The sequence below is a fragment of the Pseudomonas sp. p99-361 genome (assembly GCF_003935475.1).
Classification (GTDB): domain Bacteria; phylum Pseudomonadota; class Gammaproteobacteria; order Pseudomonadales; family Pseudomonadaceae; genus Aquipseudomonas; species Aquipseudomonas juntendi.
Genome location: NZ_RHQO01000049.1, coordinates 1 through 19,194 on the forward strand (window position 1 = coordinate 1; position 19,194 = coordinate 19,194).

Below are 19,194 nucleotides of genomic sequence, written 5' to 3' on the forward strand. Positions count from 1 at the left end.
CGCTCTAACAGGCGCTGCCATACCTTGTGGCAAACACCTGTCAGCCCTAAGGCGATCCCTGTGGGAGCTGGCTTGCCGGCGATTGGGCCGCAACGCGGCCCCCTGCCTTCAATGGGCGAAAATCGACCCCCCTTGCTTGCCCACCATTTTCTCCGGCTTGATCAGGAACCGCGCCAAGGCCGGCAGCAGCCACAACGCCCCGAACATGTTCCAGAGCAACATGAAGGTCAGCATCAGGCCCATGTCTGCCTGGAACTTGATCGCCGAGAAGATCCAGGTGCACACACCAATGGCCAGGCACAGCCCGGTGAACAGCACTGCCTTGCCGGTCGAGCGCAGGGTCTGGTAATACGCCTCCTGCAACGGCAACCCGGCGCGCAGGAAACTTTCCAGGCGGCTGTAGATGTAGATGCCGTAGTCAACGCCAATGCCCACGCCCAGCGCCACCACCGGCAAGGTGGCCACCTTCACACCGATGCCCATGTAGGCCATCAGCGCGTTACCCAGCACCGAGGTCAGCACCAGCGGCAGAACGATGCACAGGGTGGCGGCCAACGAGCGGAAGGTGATCAGGCACATCACTGCCACACAGATGTACACCAGGATCAGGATGGTCAGTTCGGCCGACTTGATCACCTCGTTGGTCGCGGCCTCGATCCCGGCATTGCCTGCTGCCAGCAGGAACTGCAGGCCCTCCTTGTTGTGGCTATCGGCAAACGCCTGGGCTACCGCCGTGACCCGCTCCAGGGTTTCGGCCTTGTGGTCGTTGAGGAACACCAGTACCGGCGCCAGCGAGCAGTCACCGTTGTACAGCCCATCGGCACGGGCGATGGAGTTGTTGAGGATGTCGGGGTTGCGCGACAGGGTTTCCCATTTCAGGCTGCCCTCGTTCATGCCCTTGATCACCTGCTTGGACACGGTGACCAGGGAGATCGCCGACTGGACCCCGGGGGTGTTTTCCATGGTCCACATCAGCTCGTCGATCGGGGTCATGGTCGAGTGGATGGAGCACTGCTCGGCCGGCGTCTTCACCATGATCACCAGCACATCGGAACTGGTCGAGTAGTTGCTGATGACGAAGTTGTTGTCCTGGTTGTAGCGCGAGTCGGGGCGCAGCTCCGGCGCGCCCTGGTCGAGGTCGCCGATTTTCAGGTTCTGGCTGTACCACAGCCCCCCGCCGAAGGCGAGCAGCGCCAGCGCCACCGACACCGGCGCCACCCTGGCGCTGGCAAAGTTCGACAGCAGGCGCCAGAACGGGTGTTCGCGGGTGGCGTCCTTCTTGCTGCGTTCGATGGCCCTCTTGCTGATACCGACATAGGAGATGGCGACCGGCAGCAGGATCAGGTTGGTGAACACGATCACCGCCACCCCGATGGACGCGCCGATGGCCAGCTCGCGAATCACCCCGATGTCGATGATCAGCAGGGTGATGAAGCCCACCGCATCGGCCAGGATGGCGATCATGCCCGGCAGGAACAACTGCCGGAACGTTCGCCGTGCTGCGGTGAGCGCGTTGTCGGCGTCACTCGACTGCAAGGCGATGCCGTTGATCTTCTGCACCCCGTGGGAAATGCCAATGGCGAAGATCAGGAACGGCACCAGCATCGAGTATGGGTCCAGGCCGAAACCCACCGCGTGCATCAGCCCCAGTTGCCAGACCACCGCCACCAGGGTGGTGATGAGCACGGCAATGGTGCTGCGGATACACCAGGTGAACCAGTACAACAGCACCCAGGTGATCACCAGGGCGACGCCGAAGAACATCGCCACCATCACCAGGCCGTCGATCAGGTCACCGACCTTCTTGGCAAAGCCGACAATGTGCACTTTCACATTGGGGTTCTGCGCCTGGAACTTGTCACGCACCTTCTCTTCCAGCAGGTGCGAGAACTGCTGATAATCCAGTTTCAGCAGCCGGCTGGGGTCCTGCGGGTCAGGGTAGCTTTCCAGCAGTGGCACATCGATGATACTGGACTTGAAGTTGTTGCCGACCAGCCGCCCGACCTGGCCGGACTTGAGCACATTGTCGCGCAGGGTATCGAGGCTGTCCTGGGAGCCGTTGTAGGTGTTGGGGATCACCTCGCCACCGGAAAAGCCCTCTTCCGTGACCTCGCTCCAGCGCACGCTGGGGCTCCACAGCGACTTCAGCCCGGCACGGTCGACGCCAGGCAGGTAAAACACCTCGTCATGGATCTGGCGCAGGGTCTCCATGTAATCCTTGTCGAAAATGTCACCCTTGACCGCCTCCACCGAGATGCGCACGGTGTTGCCGAGGTTGGCCAGGTCGTTGCGGTGCTCCATCATCTGCTCGATGAACGGGTGCTGCAGCGGGATCATCTTCTCGAAACTGGTGGAGGGGCGAATCTGCGTCGCCTGCCAGAACAGGAAAATACTGATCAGCACGCACAGGGCGATGACCACGGGGCGGTTGTTGAAGATCAGCCGTTCGAGCAGCGTAGGCTTGTCCTGGTGATGCGGATGCATGGTGATGCTCTCCCGGCTGGTCATTGGCGCGGCTCCTCGGCAATGCGATCGGCACCTTGCGCGGTTGCCAGGTGCACACCGCCCTGGCCCACCAGCAGCAGGCCGCCATCGGCCAGACCACTGACGCCGGCCAGGGCGATGCGGTCGCCACGGTTGTACACGCTGAAGGTCTGGCCATCGTCGGTGCTGCGCAGCACGCTGCCGCCGTTGCCAACCAGCACCAGGGCGCCATCAGCCAGCAGCGCAGCGCCAGCCAGGCCGAATTCCAGGCTGCCGCGCGCGGCCTTCAGTTCGACCTGCTGCCAGCTGTCACCGAAGTCGGCTGAACGGAACAGGTTACCGCGCAGGCCGTAGGCCAGCAGGGTGCGGGGTGAACGGGTGCCGATCACGCCAAACAGCGAGCCCTCGTAGGGGCCTTGCAGCTTGGCCCAGGTCTGGCCGTTATCCGCTGAGCGGAACATGCCGCCCTGCTCGCCAACGATGAACAGGCCGGCATCGCGCACCTGGGTGATGCCGTTGAGGTGCAACTGGTCGGGGTTGTCCAGGCGCTCGGCCACGTCCTGCCAGTGCTGGCCGCCGTCAGTGGTTTCCAGGAAGGCCCCGTAGGCGCCCACGGCAAAGCCATGCCGGGCATCCAGGAAGGTGACATCCAGCAAGGGCGCTTCACGGGCAAGGTCTTCGAACTGCTTGGTCCAGGTGGCGCCGCCGTCGCTGCTGGTGAGCACCTGGGCGTCATGGCCGACGGCCCAGCCGCGCTTGTCGTCGATGAAGAACACCGCCGTGAGCAACTGCCGGGTAGGTACCCGGGCCTGGGTCCAGGTGTTGCCCTGGTCGTCGGAGAACAGGATATGGCCGCGATCACCGACCACCACCAGGCGCTTGCCGGCGTGGGTGGTGCCGATCAACAGGCTCTGGCTGGCCTTGGCCGATTCGGTGGAGTACTGGTCGGCACTGGCGGCTTGCACGCTGCCGGCCCACGCGCCCAGTGCCAGCGCCAATGCCGCTGCCAATGGCCAGGCGCGGCGCCTGTTGTGTTCCCTCATGACTGTCCCCTTGGTGTTTTTATTCGGCGGGTCAATGCATTGCAGGCACTGCGAAAAGCCTGATCTAGAGGCCTGCAACAGCTTGAAGGGATCGTAGCGGGGATGTTCGCGGGATTACAACGGGCGGGGTGTTATGTTTTGTTGTCGGCCTGAAAAAGCCAAGGCCGCGGTGCGGCCCATCGCGACACAAGGCCGCTCCTACAATCGCACCTCACCCTGTAGGAGCGGCCTTGTGTCGCGATGGGCTGCAAAGCAGCCCGATTGCCCTCAAGCCAGGCTCTTGCTCACCACTTCATACACATCACTGGACAGCTCACCCGAAGCCAGAATCCGCTCCAGCTCGCCCTTCATCAGCGCCTGGCGCGCCTCGTCATACTTGCGCCAGCGGGTCAGCGGCGCCAGCTGACGCGAAGCGATCTGCGGGTTCAGCGCATTCAGTTCGATCACAAGGTCAGCCAGGAAACGGTAGCCAGAACCATCGGCGGCATGGAAGTTGACCAGGTTCTGCCCGGCAAACGCACCGATCAGCGCACGCACCTTGTTGGGGTTCTTCAGGGTGAACGCCGGGTGCTGCATCAACGCCTTGACCCGCGCCAGCCCGCCCGCCAAGGTGCTGGCCGCCTGAACGCTGAACCACTGGTCCATCACCAGCGGGTTGTCCTTGAAGTGCTCGGCGAACGCCTCCAGCGCTTTCGCCCGCTCGGCCTGGAACGGCGAGTTGACCAGCACCGCCAGCGCGGTCAGGCGCTCGGTCATGTTGTCGCAGTGCTCGAACTGCTCCAGGGTCGCTTCCAGCACGTGCGGCTTGCCGCTCAGCATCAGGTACGACAGGGCGATGTTCTGCAGGCTGCGGCGGGCGAAGTGCTCGGCCGAGGCCACATAGGCAGTGCTGCGCGACGCTTCGCGGTGGGCCTGGTAGCGCGCCCACAACGCGTCGAACAGTTGCTCGGCGATCTGCTGGCGGGCGAACTCGCGGGCGGCATGGATGGCGTCCACGTCGGCCACCTGGCTGATTTCGGTGAGGTAGGCCTCACCCGGCAGCGAGAGCATTTCGGCAACCATGGCCGGGTCCAGCGACGGGTTGCCCAGTACCGTGCCCAAGGCCGTGATCAGGCGCTGGTCCAGTTTCAGGGCTTCACCACGCTGGTGCTGGCCGATCAGTTCCTGCAACACCTGGACCGCCAGCTGCTGGCCCGCTTCCCAGCGGTTGAAACCATCGCTGTCATGTTGCATCAGGAACATCAACTGGTCGCGGTCGTACGGGAAGCTGAGCTTGACCGGGGCGCTGAAGCCACGCAGCAGCGACGGCAGCGGCTTGGCCTGGATACCCTGGAAGGTGAAGGTCTGCTCGGCCTCGGTCACCGACAGCACCCGACTGGTGGCTGGTTCGGCCGCCGTGGCGGCGCCTTCACCTGCCAGTTGCAGCGCCAGGTCGTTGCCGGCAGCATCCAACAGGCCCAACTCCACCGGGATCACGAACGGTAGCTTCTCGGCCTTGTCCGGGGTGGGCGGGCAGCTTTGGCGGAACGTCAGGCTGTAAGTCTGGGCGGCGGCGTCGTACGCCTCGCTGACTTCCAGGCGCGGGGTGCCTGCCTGGCTGTACCAGCGCTTGAACTGGGTAAAGTCCACGCCGCTGGCGTCTTCCATGGCCTTGATGAAGTCGTCGGTGGTCACCGCCTGGCCGTCGTGGCGCTCGAAATACAGGTCGCTGCCTTTGCGGAAACCTTCGGCGCCCAGCAAGGTGCGAACCATGCGCACCACTTCGGCGCCCTTCTCGTACACTGTCAGGGTGTAGAAGTTGGAAATCTCGATGAAGCTGTCCGGGCGCACGGGGTGGGCCATGGGGCCGGCATCTTCGGCAAACTGGTGAGTACGCAGGTAGGCCACGTCCTCGATGCGTTTGACCGTGCGCGAGTTCATGTCGGCACTGAACTCGGCATCGCGGAACACCGTGAACCCTTCCTTCAGCGACAGCTGGAACCAGTCGCGGCACGTGACGCGGTTGCCCGACCAGTTGTGGAAATACTCGTGGGCGACCACACCTTCGACACGCTGGTGCGCGGCATCGGTGGCCGTTTCGGCGCGGGCCAGCACACAGCTGGAGTTGAAGATGTTCAGGCCCTTGTTTTCCATGGCGCCCATGTTGAAGTCGTTGACGGCAACGATCATGAAGATGTCCAGGTCGTATTCGCGGCCGTAGACTTCCTCGTCCCAACGCATCGACTTCTTCAGGCTGACCATGGCGTGGTCGCACTTGTCCAGGTTCTCGGGCTCGACATAGATGCGCAACAGCACATCACGGCCCGACTGGCGCGTGAAGGTGTCTTCGACGCACCACAGGTCACCGGCCACCAAGGCGAACAGGTAGGCTGGCTTCTTGAACGGGTCTTCCCAGGTGGCCCAGTGGCGGCCATCCTCGGCCGGCCCGCTGCCGGTGGGGTTACCGTTGGACAGCAGCACCGGGTAGCGATGCTGCTCGGCGATCACCGTGGTGGTGAAGCTGCTCATCACGTCCGGGCGGTCGAGGTAGTAGGTGATCTTGCGGAAACCCTCGGCCTCGCACTGGGTGCAGAACATCTTGCCGGATTTGTACAAACCTTCGAGCGCAGTGTTGCTTTCCGGGTGGATCTTCACGCTGGTGTCGAGGGTGAAGTGCTCGGCTTGCGGCTGCACGGTCAGGCTGTCACCGTCCAGCTGGTAGTCGGCGGCCTGCAATTCCCGGTCATCCAGCGCGGCACGCAGCAGCTCCAGCTGCTGGCCATCGAGCACCAGCGGCGGCAAGCCGGCACCGCGTGCCGGGTTGCGACGCATCACCAGCTGCGCGTGAACCAGGGTGTGGTCCTCGAACAGCTCGAAGGTCAGGTGCGTCTCGTCGATCAGGTACTCGGGCGCCTGGTAATCCTTCAGGTAGATCACTTGCGGTTGTTCGGTGCGCATGTGCAGGTCCTTTTTACTGGAGCACGGCCAACTGGTAGGCCGTGTACTTGCGAATATTGATCACACCGGTGTCGAAGATCAGGTACTGGCCCTTGATGCCCAGCAGCGTGCCTTCGGCGACCGGGTCCTTGTCCAGGTTGAAGCTGACGATCTTTTGCGGGTAGGCCTGGACCGGGTAGTTGATCTGCACCACTTCGGCGTCCGGCAGCGGCTGGATCGCCTGCAGCCCGAAACGCCCCTGCAGCTCGCCCAGGCGCTCGGCGCACGCGTCGAATACCTGCTCACGAATGGCCGCCAGGTCGAGCACCTCGGCATCGCCCTTGAGCAGTGCACGCCAGTTGGTGCGGTCGGGCACCTGGCTGCGCAGCACGTCTTCGACCAGGCCAGACTGCTGGCGGGTAGCCACGCGCATGATCGGCAGAGCCTGGCTGGCCCCTTGGTCGAGCCACCGGGTGGGCAGTTGGCTGGCGCGGGTGATGCCGACCTTGATCCCTGACGAGTTGGCCAGGTAGACCACATGGTCGGTCATGCAGAACTGTTCGCCCCAGGCCGGTTCACGGCAGGTGCCGGCCTCGTAGTGGCATTTTTCCGGGGCCATGATGCACACATCGCACTGGGCCAGCCGGGTCATGCACGGGTAGCAGTAACCTTGGCTGAAGCTGGTCTTGGTGCGCTTGCCGCAATGGCTGCAGTGAATGGCGCCAAGGTATTCCAGACGCAGGCGCTGGCCGATCAGCGGGTTGACCGGCACCTGCGTGTCACCCAGGCGGAAGCTGTACTGCACCACCGGCGCCTGCAGGCTTACCGCCATTTTGCTCAACGAGCCACGAGCGAGTTCGATCAATGTACCGAGTCCGACTTGAACAGAATGTTGGCGATCGGCGCAGACTTCGACGCGCATTCCTGGGGGCCCATGTAACCGGTGCGCTGGTCTTCTGGCAGGTTTTTCATCTCCCAGGCGATCACGGCCTGCAGCGACAGCTCTTTCTGCTCGGCGGTGAGCTTGCGGCCATCCGACCATTTGCCGATTTCCACGGCCAGTTTCAGGCTTTCGTAGATTTCCGGGGTGATGTTTTCAATCATTTGCGCGAAAGTGGACATACAGTCTCCTGATTCAAGCCGACAGTTTACGCCGGGCCAGCGCCCCACCCAAGAGCCCGGTCAGGCATCCGATGAGCAGCCCGCCAACGTGGGCGGCGTTGGCGATCTGGCCAAGGCCGAGGCTGCCGACCACACCGGTCAGGCACACCACCAGCCAGATCAGCATCATCACCAGCACACCCTTGGGCAGATTGAAGTAACGGTTCGGTGCCAGCCACTGGAACAGCCATACATGCCCCAGCAGGCCGTACAGTACGCCAGACAGCCCGCCGAACAGGCTCGGCCCGCTGGTGTAGTGCTGCGCCAGGTTGGAGACCAGGCTGTACAGCAGGGTCAGGCCCAGCAGCATCCAGGGGCCCTGGCGCAGCTCGATGCGCTTGCCCAGCTCCCAGTACCACAGGCTGTTCATGGCCAGATGCAGCACGCCGAAGTGCAGCAGCATGGGTGATACCAACCGCCACCATTGCCCTTGGTCGAGGGTTTCTGCCAGCGGGGTGAAATACAGGTAGTCGCCCTGCACCCGGAAGTCGAGGAAGGTAAACCAGCTGACGGTGGTGAAGTTGTCGCCCAGGCTGGTCAGGCCGGCGACGATGAAGCACGCCAGCAGGGTGAGCGTGGTGACCTTGCAGGCCCGGGCCTGTTCTGCCAGGGACGGCACTTTCGCGGCCATGCCCGCTGCCACCGGCTCGGGGGCAGCCGACAGCTCGGCGTTGCCTTGCGGGTAGCGCTGGTAAAGTTCGCGGACGTCTTCGGCCAGGGTGTCGGGCGCCCAGAGTACCTGCACGTCCCCCTCTTCGCTGACCCGGTGCGGCACCTGCAGGCGCTGCAGCATGTGAATGAAGCCGCTGAGGTCGACCGACAGCGGCAGGCGCATCACTTCGATTATGTTCATTGGTTGGCCTGTGGGCGGTCTACGTCGACCCACACGAACTTGTGCGGGTCGATGCGGGTTTCGTCGTCCAGCCGGTAGGCCGCCAGCTTGCCGTACAGCACCGCGCTGTAGTCCAGGCAGGCCAGGTTGGGGCGAATCGGCGCGGGGTGGCCGCTGCGCCAGTAGTGGCCGACGAACAGCATCGGCTCGTCTTCGGCATAACGCAGCAAGGCATTTTTCTGGCTGTGGCTGAGGGGCGCATTGGCTACCTCGGCCGGCAGGGCATCAGGCTGGAACACGATGTCGCCGTAGGTTTGCGGGTCTTCCTCCCAGAACTTGGTGCGGAAGAAGGCGCGCGTCAGGCCGTCGCCGCCGGTCAAGGTCAGGCCGTCGGGCAGGCGCATGTCGGTACCGCGCAACAGGCGGTTGCACACGGTGGCGGCGAAGCTGTTGCTCACGGCAGAAGCCTGGATGAAGTGCTCATCGATGCGCCCGTCGGGGTACTGCTGGCGCAGCGGCTCGATCAGTTGCCGGTCCCAGCAGGCGTGTACCAGGCGGAAACGCCCGGCATCGATGAATAACGGCAGCTGGTAGAACCAGTTGACGAAGTCGTGCCAGTCAGCGGGGTGCTGGGCGAACTGGGCCAGGGTTTCGTCGATCAGCCGGGCGTGCCGCGGGGTGTGCTCGCGGACGAAGGCCTTGCCGCTGCCGGGCAGCGCCGGCGTCACCCAGCCCAAGGCGTTGTACTCGTGGTTGCCCATGATGCAGAACGCCTGGCCAGCCTCGACCATGTCGTGGACGATGTGCAGGGCCTCGCGGATGCGTGGCCCACGGTCGACGATGTCGCCGAGGAACAGCGCCTGGCGCCGTGGGTGGCGCCACACGCCGGCCACGCGCTTGTAGCCGAGGGTATCGAGCAGGCGTTCAAGGGTATGCGCACAACCGTGCACGTCGCCGATGATGTCGAAACTGCGCGCCGGGTCGAGCATCAGTCGTCACTGCTCCCCAGGCGGCTGCCCCAACCAAGCTTGGTGCGGCAGACCTCGTAGTAATTGTGGTCGAGCGGGTGGATCAGGCGCAGCTTCTGCGGCTTTTTGCTGACCGTGATGGTGTCGCCGGGGGCGCAGGTGAAATGGTTCTGGCCATCACAGGAAACCTGCGGGTAGATCTGCAGGTCCTTGGACACCACGATCTTCAGTTCGCTGTTGCCGTCGACCACGATCGGCCGCCCCGACAGGGTGTGCGGGTACATTGGCACGATGACGATGGCGTCCAGCTTGGGGTGCATGATCGGGCCGCCAGCCGACAACGCGTAGGCAGTGGAGCCGGTGGGGGTGGCAACGATCAGGCCGTCGGCCTTCTGGCTGCAGACGAACTGGCCGTCGATATAGATTTCGAACTCGATCATGCGCGTGGACTTGCCCGGGTGCAGCACCACGTCGTTCAGCGCATCGCCCTGGCCAATGGCTTCGTGATGGCGGCGGACCTCGGCCTGCAACAGGAAGCGGTTTTCCACCAGGTAGTGGCCGTCGAGCACCTCGGCGACCTTTTCTTCCAGCTCGTCGGGGCGGATGTCGGTGAGAAAGCCCAGGTTGCCCCGGTTGATGCCCAGCACCGGAATGTTGTGACGGGCCAGGGCCCGGGCGGCGCCGAGCAGGCTGCCGTCGCCACCCACCACGATGACCAGGTCGCAGACTTCGCCCAGCAGCTTGCGCGTGGAGGTCTGCAAGCCATGCCCGGGTAGCACTTCGGCAATGGTGTCCTCGAGAATCACGTGCAGGTGGCGGTCGAGGAGGAATTTTTTCAGTCGGCGGATGGTGTCGAGCACCTGCGAGCTACCGAGGCGACCGATGATACCGATATTGCGAAATTGCTCCATGGGGCTCCTGCAAGGCTCTGCGGCGGGTGACGATGCGCCGATTATGGGCGAAACCACCGGGCAGCGGCAAACCGGCTATGCTCGCAGGATGACACCCTTCAGCCAACTCCACGATCTGCCCCGGCAACTGCAGCGCCCGGCCGTACGCGACCTGGCCTGGGCAGTGCTGTCGCCGCCCTTGCTCGCTGGCGCGCCCTGCCCTCAGCGCCACCCGCTGGCGGGCAGCCTGTGGGCACAGCAGCCGCACCGCCTGGAGCAGTGGCTGCGGGCGCTGGATAAGGATGACCATCCGCTGCGCGACTGGCTGGCGAAACTGGGCAGCCGGCGCCTGGGGCTTTACTACGAACGCCTGTGGCAATTCGCCCTGAGCCACGCACCGGGCCTTGAACTGCTGGCCGCCAACCTGGCCATTCGCGAGGGCGGCCTGACCTTGGGCGAGCTGGATGTGCTGCTGCGTGATGCTGACGGGGTCCACCACCTGGAATTGGCGATCAAGCTGTACCTGGGCCCGCCCGGTGGCGGGCACGATACCCAGGCCTGGCTGGGGCCAGGCTGTCATGACCGGCTAGGGGCCAAGCTGGCCCACCTGGCGCAGCACCAGTTGCCTATGTCGCGGGGGGCGCACAGCCAGCAGGCGCTGGCCCGGCTTGGGGCGCAGCAGGTGCAGGCGCATATGTGGCTGGGGGGCTATCTGTTCTATCCGTGGCCTGGGCATGCCGAGGAACCGGAAGGCGCCAACCCGCAGCACCTGCGCGGGCGCTGGGTCAGGCGGCGGGATTGGGCCATGGCGGTTGGCGAGCGCTGGCAACCGCTGCCGCGCAGCGCATGGCTGGCGCCAGCGCGGGTCGAAGCGGCGCTATGCTGGCAGGCAGAGCAGTTTGCCGCGTGGCTGCATGTGCTGGACCCGCAGGCCCCGGCGCAACTGCTGGTAAGGCTTGAGCAGGAGGCCGATGGCGCCTGGCAGGAAGCTGAACGGGTGTTTCTGGTGGCTGACAATTGGCCGCAGCTACGCAGTGATTGATGCAGGCCTGACGCAGGTCAAGGCTGGCCCGCACAAAAGCCCGTGCAGGCAACACAATTTTCACAGGCCTGGCGCAACTATCTGCTGCCGGTAGCCATTAAAGTGACACCTGAGCGCCAACAAGAGCGCTATCCAAACCTGATGACGAGGACTGATCATGGTTTCATCCACCCCAGCACCGCATTACGCACGCCTGTCCATTGCCCTGCACTGGCTGATGCTGGTGCTGCTGGCCGCTGTCTACGCCCTTATCGAACTGCGTGGCCTGTTCCCCAAGGACAGCGCCGAGCGCAACCTGATGAAAGACCTGCACTTCATGCTTGGCCTCAGTGTCTTCGTGCTGGTCTGGTTGCGCCTGGCGATGCGCCTGAGCCGGCCTACCCCGCCGATCCTGCCCAAGCCGCCCGCCTGGCAGACCGGCCTTGCCCACCTGATGCACCTGGCACTGTACCTGCTGATGATCGGCATGCCGCTGGCCGGCTGGCTGATCCTCAGCGCCGCCGACAAACCGGTACCGTTCTTCGGCCTGGAGCTGCCGCACCTGATCGGCCCGAACCCGGACCAGGCCAAGTTCATCAAGGGCTGGCATGAGCGCGTCGGCAGTTGGGGCTACTGGCTGATCGGCCTGCATGCGCTGGCCGGGCTTTACCACCACTATGTGGTGCGCGACAACACGCTGTTGCGCATGCTGCCCTACAAATAACCACGTCGGCCTTGCAGGCCGCCGGTGTGCACGAAGATCATGCGGCTGCCGGGCGCCAACAGCCCGGCGGCGACATGATCGCGCAGGGCCAACAGGGCCTTGCCGGTATAGAGCGCTTCCAGCGGCACCCCCGTGTGCTGCTCGCAGTCGGCAATGAAGGCCAGCAGTTCGTCGTCGAACCGGGCAAACCCACCTCGGCAGGCCTCGTGTAGCTGGTAGCCATGTGCGCCCGCCAGTGCTGCCACCCCTTGCGCCACACCGTGGTCTGCAGGTACCGCCAAGGCGCCATGCACGGTACGCGAGCCCGCCTCGGCCATGGCCAGGCCAGCCACGGTAGTGCCTGTTCCGGCAGCCAACCACCAGCCATCGTAGTCCGGCCAGCCCAGGGCCGAGATCTGCGCCTGCGCCTGCTGCACGATCAGCGCGCAGCCCTGCGCGCCAGCCAGCCCACCGCCGCCTTCGGGAATGCACTGCCAGCCCGGATAGCGCGCTTGCCAAGGTTCCCAGAAACCGGGCTGGTGGCGTGCGCGGTAGCCGCCATAACCCAGCCAGTGCAGGTGCATGCCCAGCGCCTGCAGGTCCCGTACGGTGGGCGTGTCCTGGGCATGGCCGCGTAGCAGGCCGGCAGTGGCGAAGCCAAACCGCTTGCCGGCCGCAGCCAGCGCATGCAGGTGGTTGGAGTGGTTGCCACCCAGGCTGATCAGCCCGGGGGCATTGCCAGTGGCGGCCTGCTGCAGGTGGTGGCGGAGCTTGAACCACTTGTTGCCGCTGATCAGCGGATCGATCAGGTCCAGGCGCAGAATGGCAACCTGCACCTGGGCGTGTTGCAACCACGGCAGATTCAAGCGTTGCAGTGGGGCTTGAGGAAGGTCGAATGCATGCATGGATCGCAGTTTACAGGCAAAGCCCGGGGCAGCGCCTGTGGGCTGCCCCGGGCCGATCTCAGAGCTGCGCCGCCAGCCGCGACCCTTGGTTGATCGCCCGTTTGGCATCCAGCTCGGCCGCCACGTCGGCGCCGCCGATCAAATGCACCGATTGCCCCGCAGCCACCAACCCATCCTGCAGTTCGCGCAGCGGCTCCTGCCCGGCGCAGATCACGACGTTGTCCACGGCCAACAGCTGCGGCTCACCGCCCGCAACGCGAATGTGCAAACCGGCATCGTCTATACCCAGGTACTCGACACTGTTGAGCATCTGCACCCGCTTGTTCTTCAAGCCGGTACGGTGGATCCAGCCGGTGGTCTTGCCCAACCCGTCCCCCACCTTCGATGCCTTGCGCTGCAGCAGGAACACCTGCCGCGCCGGTGCGTGCGGCTCGGCTTTGATGCCGGCAACGCCACCGCGTGCCTCAAGCCGGGTATCGATGCCCCACTCCTTCCAGAACGCATCACGGTCCAGGCTGCTGGCCCGCCCTTCCTGCACCAGGTATTCGGAAACATCAAAGCCGATACCGCCGGCTCCGATCACGGCGACCGCCTTGCCCACCGGCTTGCGCTCGAGCAGTACATCCAGGTAGCTGAGCACCTTGGCATGCTCGACCCCGGGGATGGCCGGGGTACGCGGGGCAATGCCGGTGGCCAGGATGATCTCGTCATAGCCGCCCTGCACCAGCGCCTGCACATCCACGCGGGTATTGAGATGCAGGTCGACGCCAGTGCTTTGCAGCTTGTTGCGGAAGTAGCGCAGCGTTTCGAAGAACTCTTCCTTGCCCGGGACGCGCTTGGCGACATTGAACTGGCCGCCAATTTCGCCGGCAGCGTCGAACAGCGTCACGTGATGCCCGCGCTCGGCGGCGACAGTGGCGGCGGCCAGGCCCGCCGGGCCGGCGCCGACCACGGCAATGCGCTTCGGCGCTGGCGCAGGCAGGTAGTTGAGCTCGGTTTCGTGGCAGGCCCGCGGGTTGACCAGGCAACTGGTCAGTTTGCCGCCGAAGGTGTGGTCCAGGCAGGCCTGGTTGCAACCGATGCAGGTATTGATTTCGTCGGCACGACCGGCAGCAGCCTTGTTGACGAAATCCGGGTCGGCCAGGAATGGCCGAGCCATCGAAACCATGTCGGCATCCCCTTCGGCCAGCACCGCTTCGGCCACTTCCGGGGTATTGATGCGGTTGGTGGTAATCAGCGGAATGTTCACCACACCCCGCAGCTTGGCCGTGACCTTGCTGAACGCCGCACGCGGGACCTTGGTGGCGATGGTCGGGATCCGCGCCTCATGCCAGCCGATCCCGGTGTTGATCAGGGTAGCGCCGGCCTGTTCGATGGCCTTGGCCAACTGCTCGATTTCCGCCCAGTCGCTGCCGCCCTCGACCAGGTCGAGCATCGACAGGCGGAAGATGATGATGAAGTTCGGCCCTACTGCCGCGCGTACCCGGCTGACGATTTCCACCGCCAGGCGCATGCGGTTTTCGTAGCTGCCGCCCCAACGGTCGGTGCGCTGGTTGGTGTGGGCGGCGAGAAACTGGTTGATGAAGTAACCTTCCGAACCCATGATTTCGACGCCGTCGTAACCGGCACGCTGGGCCAGCACTGCGCAATTGACGAAGTCGGCGATCTGCTTCTCGATGCCTTGCTCGTCCAGCTCCTTGGGCTTGAACGGGTTGATCGGCGCCTGTATCGCGCTGGGTGCCACCTGCCGTGGGCTATAGGCATAGCGCCCGGCATGCAGGATTTGCAGGCAGATCTTGCCACCGGCGGCGTGCACCGCCTCGGTGACGATGCGGTGCTGGTCGGCCTCCGCCTCGGTGCTGAGTTTGGCCGCGCCGGAATACACCCCGCCTTCATCATTGGGCGCAATGCCGCCCGTGACCATCAGGCCGACGCCGCCCCGGGCACGCTCGGCAAAGTAGGCCGCCATGCGCTCGAACCCCCCGGGGCGCTCCTCGAGGCCGGTGTGCATCGAGCCCATCAGGGTGCGGTTGCGCAAGGTGGTGAAGCCAAGGTCCAGCGGGGCAAGCAGGTGCGGGTAACGTTCGGCGGCCATGGAAAGGTCCCCAGGTGGCGTGATTCACGGTATGCGGGCGCCTCACCGAATGGCGGGCCTCCGTCGTTTGTCTGTCAGCGACATTAAACAGCCGTTTGAATTGGCTCAATGATCGAAACTGACAAGTTATTGATCCTGGCAAACAGGGCGCTTACCCTAGATAGCCTTCGTCAGCCAATGTGCCGTCCTGTTTCATGCGAAAACTTCTGGCAAGCGCCCTGGCGCTGGTAATGATCGCCGCGCTCTGCGGCTACGGTTTCTGGAGCCAGCAGCGCCCGGAAGGCCACTACCTGTCCGACCTGCGCATCGAACTGGCGCTGAACCATGGCGTGCCGGGCGACCGCGGCAACCTGCTGGGTATCGAGCCGTTGCTGTTCCCCAGCGACTACCAGAACCTGCAACGCCTGCACCGCAAGCTGGCCGCCTACCTTGAGCAGGCGCGCGCCCAGGGCCTGGTCGGCCCGCGCACCGTGGTCGTGCTGCCGGAACACATCGGTACCTGGCTGTGGGCACGCGGCGAAAAGAACGAGCTGTACCAGGTCACCCAGAGCCGCGAGGCCCAGCAATGGCTGGAACTGAGCAACCCGCTGCGCTACGCGCTGGCCATGCTCGCGGCCGAGGGCGACGACCGGCGTGCCGACGCCCACCTGCGCATGAAGGCCGAGCAGATGGCTGCCGACTATCAACAGCTGTTCGGTGGCCTGGCCAAGGAGTTTGGCGTGACCCTGGTGGCCGGCTCCATCGTGCTGCCCGCCCCCTATGTGCAACAAGGCGTGCTGCATGCCGGGCGTGGCGCACTGTTCAACAGCAGCGTGGTGTTCGCAGGTGACGGTTCCCTGCTCGGCCAACCGCAACGCCAGCAATACCCCGACAGTGACATGCGCCGTTATGTGCAGGAGGGCCGCGATTATCCGCTGCAGGTCGTGCAAACCCCCGCCGGGCGCCTGGGCGTACTGGTGGGCAGTGACAGCTGGTACCCGCAGAACCATCAGCAACTGGCCAGCCAGGGCGTGCAGCTGGTAGCCAACCCGGTGTTTCTCAGCGGCAAAGGCAGCTGGCAAGCCCCCTGGCGTGGCAACCGCCACCAGGCGGCCAGTGCCGGGCTGGCCGTGCAGCGTGGCCAGGTCAGTGAGCAAACGGCCTGGCAACGACTGACCGAGGCGGCCGGGGCTGGGGTCAGCAGCATGAGCGTGTTCATGCGGGGGCAGTTCTGGGAACACGGCAGTGACGGCCAAGGCTTCGCCCGCCAGGCCGGTGAGTTGCTGGCAGGCACGCCGAGCCCTGGCGCCCGCTTGCTGAACCTGTGGTTGTAAGGCCATGGCCCGCCCCCGCGTACGCCTGGGCGAGCTGTCGGTCGGCTTTGTTCAGCCGCTGACCGAAGCCCTGCGCGAACTGGGCCACGCCCCCGAACCGCTGCTGCGCCGCTATGGGCTGGAGGCACCGCGCCTGAGCGAAGCCAATGCGCGCCTTTCAATCCCGCGCTACATGCACCTGGGCCATGCGGCCATCGAGCAATGTGGCGAAGCCGCGCTGGGCTTGCACATGGGCCGCCTGAGCCGACTGGCCCAGGCGGGCCTGGCGGGAGTCACTGCGGCCCAGGCGCCTACCGTGGGGGAAGCCGCGCGCACCTTGCTGCGCTTCGAACCGCTGTACGCCGCCAACTACCGCGGCCAGTCCAGCTTTCATGAAGACGCCGAAGGTGCCTGGCTGCGTTTCTACTCCATCAGCCCCTACAACGCCTACAACCGCTTTGTGGTGGACTCGGTGCTGGCAGGCTGGCTGGCTCAACTGGCCGACCTGGCGGGCGTTGCGCTGCAGGCCGAGCGCCTCGAAATCGAATTTGCCGCACCCGCCTACGCCGCGCAGTACCAGGCGCTGTGCAGCACCCCGGTGCAGTTCGCTGCCGACGGTAATCAATTGCGCCTGAGCCGCGCCACCTTGCAGTTGGCCAACCCCAGGCACTGCCCCAGCACCTGGCAGCACCTGCTGCAGTTGTGTGAAGCAGACATGCTGCAGCGCACGCGGGTGCGCAGCCTGGGTGAACGCATCACCCACCTGCTTGGCCCATTACTCAACGGTGGCCGCGAACCGGACTTGGTCGAGGTAGCCCTGCACTTGCAGTTGCCCACCTGGACACTGCGGCGCAAGCTGGCCGAAGAAGGCACGCGGTTTCGTGACCTGCTCAATGAAACACGACGCGACCTGGCCGAGACCTACATCCGTGATACGGAACTGGCGTTCGGCGAGATTGCTTATTTATTGGGGTTCGCTTCGGCCGAGGCCTTCCAGCGCGCGTTCAAGCGCTGGACGGGCCTTACGCCGGGAGAGTTTCGCCGCAGCCAGCGGCGGGCAGGTCAAAGCTCGGTGGCGTCGTCGGCCGGTTCCGGGGTGTCCAGCTCGTAGGCTTGGGATTCGAGTAGTTCTTCCTGGTATTCATCCATGGTCCTGCTCCCTCTTTACTCATTTCATCTTCGTAGTTATCGCCGTCATGCTAAGCCAGTGGCATGACGCAATGATGACAAGCTTATGATCGGGCAACGCGGCCATCGTTCCAGTGAAAACGCGATGCAACACCGATCGAGTACCACAAGGTCCTTTGTAGGAGAACAGGCGTTCAGGCGCCAGCGGAAATGTTTTCAGGAATTGTCAGCCCAGTCGCAACAGCACTGGCGACGAGCTTGGCACGCTCGCTATCAAGCACCTCATACGCGGCCTGCAGCGTCTGAATCTTGGCCTGGATTTCAGCCATTTTGCCAGTGACCAGCAGTGCACCCTGCACGCAATCGAGGGTATTGCCGCGCCTGGCGGCCAGTATCTCCCCTATTTCGGCAAGCGTGAAACCGCCCCGCTGGGCATTTTGCACGAAGTTCAGGTCAGCGACGGCCTGCTCGCTGTAGCTGCGATAATTGTTGGCTTGCCGCTGGGCCACGATCAGCCCGAGCTGCTCGTAATAGCGCAACGCATGGCGGCCGACGCCGCTGCGGCGCTCCAGCTCCCCGATGTTCATGGCACAAAACCCCTTGACCTTAGAGTGCGCTCTACACCCTAACCTGCGCCCATCTTGCAGACAAGGAAACTGACATGAGCGTGGAATGCTTCGTTACCGGCGGCAGTGGTTTTATCGGCCAGCATCTACTGGCGCGCCTCACCGCCACCGGGCACACCGTGCGGGTGCTGATGCGCCACCCGGAAAACCTCGCCCGGCTCCGTGAACAGATAGGCCGCCTGGGGGGCAAGCCTGATTGCGTACAGGCAGTTGCCGGCGATATCGGCACAGAAGGCCTTGGGCTCAGCGAAGCCGACCGCAAACGCGTGTCGGCTGCCGCAGTGGTGTTCCACCTCGCGGCGCACTTCACCTGGGGGCTTTCCCTGGAACATGCCCGTGCCGTGAATGTGCAAGGTGCGCTGCGGGTCGCGCAGCTGGCGGCTAGCCAGGGCACCCGCCTGCTGATGGTGGGCGGCTACATGCTGCAGAATTTCAGCCACCTGGCCAGCATCGGGGTGGATCACGAGGACCCGGAGCATACCGACTGGCCCGCGGTTTACCGCCGCGTAGGCGGTTATGAGGCGAGCAAGCTGGAAGCGCATTTCGCCGTCATCCGCTACATGCGGGCGCAGCGTACTCGATCGTTCACCCAGCCACGGTCTGCGGCGACAGTGAGCGCGGGCACATCCTCGACGGGCAGCCGTTGGCAGCACTGATTAGCGGCCTGGCGTTGGGCCGGTTCAAGGCCATTCCGGGTTCGCCCAGCCATTGGCTGCCACTGGTCAGCGTCGACTACCTGGTTACCCTGATGGCTTGCGTGGCATTCGACCCTTCAATGGCCAACCGCCAGGTGCTTGCACTCGACCCGCACACCCCTAACCTGCAAGGCTTGCTGGAGGATATCGCCGCCACCCTGCAGGTAAAAGCCCCGCGCCACCATGTGCCGATAGGCGTGCTGAAGTGGTTGTTGGCAATTCCTGGAATAGCGACCCGCCTGGCAATCAGCCCCGAGTCGCTGGACTTCATCCAGCCGCAGCGCTTCGACCTGAGTTTCAGCGAGCAACTGGAACGCAGGTATCAGCTCACTCACCCGGACATCAACCAAACATTGGCAAAAACCGTGCGCCACGTCGAACGCAACCTGGGCCACGGCAGCATCCCTGGGGCAAACATACCGACCAACACCTGAA

General features: G+C 64.5%; 15 protein-coding genes and 1 pseudogene. 5 read left to right on the forward strand and 11 right to left on the reverse strand.

What is annotated here, in order from left to right; genetic code table 11:
- Positions 1 to 108: 108 nt before the first annotated feature.
- From EGJ22_RS18930 to EGJ22_RS18965, 8 genes are all read right to left on the reverse strand, one after another.
- Positions 109 to 2,484: an RND family transporter gene (locus EGJ22_RS18930; RefSeq protein WP_033744630.1), complete on the reverse strand. Its 2,376-nt coding sequence runs from the start codon at positions 2,482 to 2,484 to the stop codon at positions 109 to 111.
- 20 nt (positions 2,485 to 2,504) lie between these two features.
- Positions 2,505 to 3,527: a YCF48-related protein gene (locus EGJ22_RS18935; protein WP_029886347.1), complete on the reverse strand. Its 1,023-nt coding sequence runs from the start codon at positions 3,525 to 3,527 to the stop codon at positions 2,505 to 2,507.
- A gap of 267 nt (positions 3,528 to 3,794) precedes the next feature.
- On the reverse strand, positions 3,795 to 6,464 hold the full coding sequence (gene pepN, locus EGJ22_RS18940) for an aminopeptidase N (protein WP_029886346.1): 2,670 nt from the start codon (positions 6,462 to 6,464) through the stop codon (positions 3,795 to 3,797).
- A 13-nt stretch (positions 6,465 to 6,477) separates the two neighbouring features.
- Positions 6,478 to 7,308 (reverse strand): DUF2797 domain-containing protein, encoded by an 831-nt coding sequence (locus EGJ22_RS18945; RefSeq protein ID WP_009683746.1) that lies wholly within the window; start codon positions 7,306 to 7,308, stop codon positions 6,478 to 6,480.
- A complete protein-coding gene (locus tag EGJ22_RS18950) occupies positions 7,305 to 7,565 on the reverse strand; it encodes a YeaC family protein (protein WP_003260154.1) in 261 nt (86 codons plus the stop codon). Before EGJ22_RS18950 ends, EGJ22_RS18945 begins: the two co-directional genes overlap by 4 nt.
- Positions 7,566 to 7,578: 13 nt before the next feature.
- Complete coding sequence (locus tag EGJ22_RS18955) at positions 7,579 to 8,457, reverse strand: rhomboid family intramembrane serine protease (protein ID WP_029886345.1); 879 nt, start codon at positions 8,455 to 8,457, stop codon at positions 7,579 to 7,581.
- Entirely contained in the window at positions 8,454 to 9,425 is a 972-nt protein-coding gene (locus tag EGJ22_RS18960; protein ID WP_009683748.1) for a metallophosphoesterase, read from the reverse strand. Before EGJ22_RS18960 ends, EGJ22_RS18955 begins: the two co-directional genes overlap by 4 nt.
- On the reverse strand, positions 9,425 to 10,315 hold the full coding sequence (locus tag EGJ22_RS18965) for an NAD(+) kinase (protein WP_009683749.1): 891 nt from the start codon (positions 10,313 to 10,315) through the stop codon (positions 9,425 to 9,427). Before EGJ22_RS18965 ends, EGJ22_RS18960 begins: the two co-directional genes overlap by 1 nt.
- Here EGJ22_RS18965 and EGJ22_RS18970 point away from each other — a divergent pair.
- Both EGJ22_RS18970 and EGJ22_RS18975 read left to right on the forward strand, forming a co-directional pair.
- Positions 10,314 to 11,336, forward strand: a complete 1,023-nt coding sequence (locus tag EGJ22_RS18970) for a DUF1853 family protein (protein WP_033744629.1) — start codon at positions 10,314 to 10,316, stop codon at positions 11,334 to 11,336. The genes EGJ22_RS18965 and EGJ22_RS18970 overlap by 2 nt on opposite strands.
- 157 nt (positions 11,337 to 11,493) lie before the next feature.
- Positions 11,494 to 12,039 carry a cytochrome b gene (locus EGJ22_RS18975; protein ID WP_009683752.1) on the forward strand — a complete coding sequence of 182 codons (546 nt, stop codon included), beginning with the start codon at positions 11,494 to 11,496 and terminating at the stop codon, positions 12,037 to 12,039.
- On the opposite strand, the gene EGJ22_RS18980 is transcribed toward EGJ22_RS18975, so the two are convergent.
- Both EGJ22_RS18980 and EGJ22_RS18985 read right to left on the reverse strand, forming a co-directional pair.
- On the reverse strand, positions 12,030 to 12,923 hold the full coding sequence (locus EGJ22_RS18980) for a 1-aminocyclopropane-1-carboxylate deaminase/D-cysteine desulfhydrase (RefSeq protein ID WP_029886343.1): 894 nt from the start codon (positions 12,921 to 12,923) through the stop codon (positions 12,030 to 12,032). The genes EGJ22_RS18975 and EGJ22_RS18980 overlap by 10 nt on opposite strands.
- Before the next feature lie 58 nt (positions 12,924 to 12,981).
- Positions 12,982 to 15,018: an NADPH-dependent 2,4-dienoyl-CoA reductase gene (locus EGJ22_RS18985; protein WP_029886342.1), complete on the reverse strand. Its 2,037-nt coding sequence runs from the start codon at positions 15,016 to 15,018 to the stop codon at positions 12,982 to 12,984.
- A 194-nt stretch (positions 15,019 to 15,212) separates the two neighbouring features.
- Between EGJ22_RS18985 and EGJ22_RS18990 the strand changes: the two genes are divergently transcribed.
- Entirely contained in the window at positions 15,213 to 16,331 is a 1,119-nt protein-coding gene (locus EGJ22_RS18990; protein WP_029886341.1) for a carbon-nitrogen hydrolase family protein, read from the forward strand.
- Positions 16,332 to 16,335: 4 nt separating this feature from the next.
- Positions 16,336 to 17,421 carry an AraC family transcriptional regulator gene (locus EGJ22_RS18995; RefSeq protein WP_029886340.1) on the forward strand — a complete coding sequence of 362 codons (1,086 nt, stop codon included), beginning with the start codon at positions 16,336 to 16,338 and terminating at the stop codon, positions 17,419 to 17,421.
- 211 nt (positions 17,422 to 17,632) lie between these two features.
- On the opposite strand, the gene EGJ22_RS19000 is transcribed toward EGJ22_RS18995, so the two are convergent.
- On the reverse strand, positions 17,633 to 18,025 hold the full coding sequence (locus tag EGJ22_RS19000; protein ID WP_029886339.1) for a MerR family transcriptional regulator: 393 nt from the start codon (positions 18,023 to 18,025) through the stop codon (positions 17,633 to 17,635).
- A gap of 74 nt (positions 18,026 to 18,099) precedes the next feature.
- Between EGJ22_RS19000 and EGJ22_RS19005 the strand changes: the two are divergent.
- Positions 18,100 to 19,193 (forward strand): annotated as a pseudogene (locus EGJ22_RS19005) (SDR family oxidoreductase).
- The last annotated feature ends 1 nt before the right edge of the window (position 19,194 follow it).

What these genes read in the sequence shown, in the direction of transcription:
- EGJ22_RS18965 (WP_009683749.1), bottom strand. Translation starts at nt 10,315, where the DNA reads ATGGAGCAATTTCGCAATATCGGTATCATCGGTCGCCTCGGTAGCTCG.
- EGJ22_RS18935 (WP_029886347.1), bottom strand. Translation starts at nt 3,527, where the DNA reads ATGAGGGAACACAACAGGCGCCGCGCCTGGCCATTGGCAGCGGCATTG.
- EGJ22_RS18950 (WP_003260154.1), bottom strand. Translation starts at nt 7,565, where the DNA reads ATGTCCACTTTCGCGCAAATGATTGAAAACATCACCCCGGAAATCTAC.
- EGJ22_RS18955 (WP_029886345.1), bottom strand. Translation starts at nt 8,457, where the DNA reads ATGAACATAATCGAAGTGATGCGCCTGCCGCTGTCGGTCGACCTCAGC.
- EGJ22_RS18930 (WP_033744630.1), bottom strand. Translation starts at nt 2,484, where the DNA reads ATGCATCCGCATCACCAGGACAAGCCTACGCTGCTCGAACGGCTGATC.
- EGJ22_RS18990 (WP_029886341.1), top strand. Translation starts at nt 15,213, where the DNA reads ATGCGAAAACTTCTGGCAAGCGCCCTGGCGCTGGTAATGATCGCCGCG.
- EGJ22_RS18985 (WP_029886342.1), bottom strand. Translation starts at nt 15,018, where the DNA reads ATGGCCGCCGAACGTTACCCGCACCTGCTTGCCCCGCTGGACCTTGGC.
- EGJ22_RS18995 (WP_029886340.1), top strand. Translation starts at nt 16,336, where the DNA reads ATGGCCCGCCCCCGCGTACGCCTGGGCGAGCTGTCGGTCGGCTTTGTT.
- EGJ22_RS18975 (WP_009683752.1), top strand. Translation starts at nt 11,494, where the DNA reads ATGGTTTCATCCACCCCAGCACCGCATTACGCACGCCTGTCCATTGCC.
- EGJ22_RS18970 (WP_033744629.1), top strand. Translation starts at nt 10,314, where the DNA reads ATGGGGCTCCTGCAAGGCTCTGCGGCGGGTGACGATGCGCCGATTATG.
- EGJ22_RS18960 (WP_009683748.1), bottom strand. Translation starts at nt 9,425, where the DNA reads ATGCTCGACCCGGCGCGCAGTTTCGACATCATCGGCGACGTGCACGGT.
- EGJ22_RS19000 (WP_029886339.1), bottom strand. Translation starts at nt 18,025, where the DNA reads ATGAACATCGGGGAGCTGGAGCGCCGCAGCGGCGTCGGCCGCCATGCG.
- pepN (WP_029886346.1), bottom strand. Translation starts at nt 6,464, where the DNA reads ATGCGCACCGAACAACCGCAAGTGATCTACCTGAAGGATTACCAGGCG.
- EGJ22_RS18980 (WP_029886343.1), bottom strand. Translation starts at nt 12,923, where the DNA reads ATGCATGCATTCGACCTTCCTCAAGCCCCACTGCAACGCTTGAATCTG.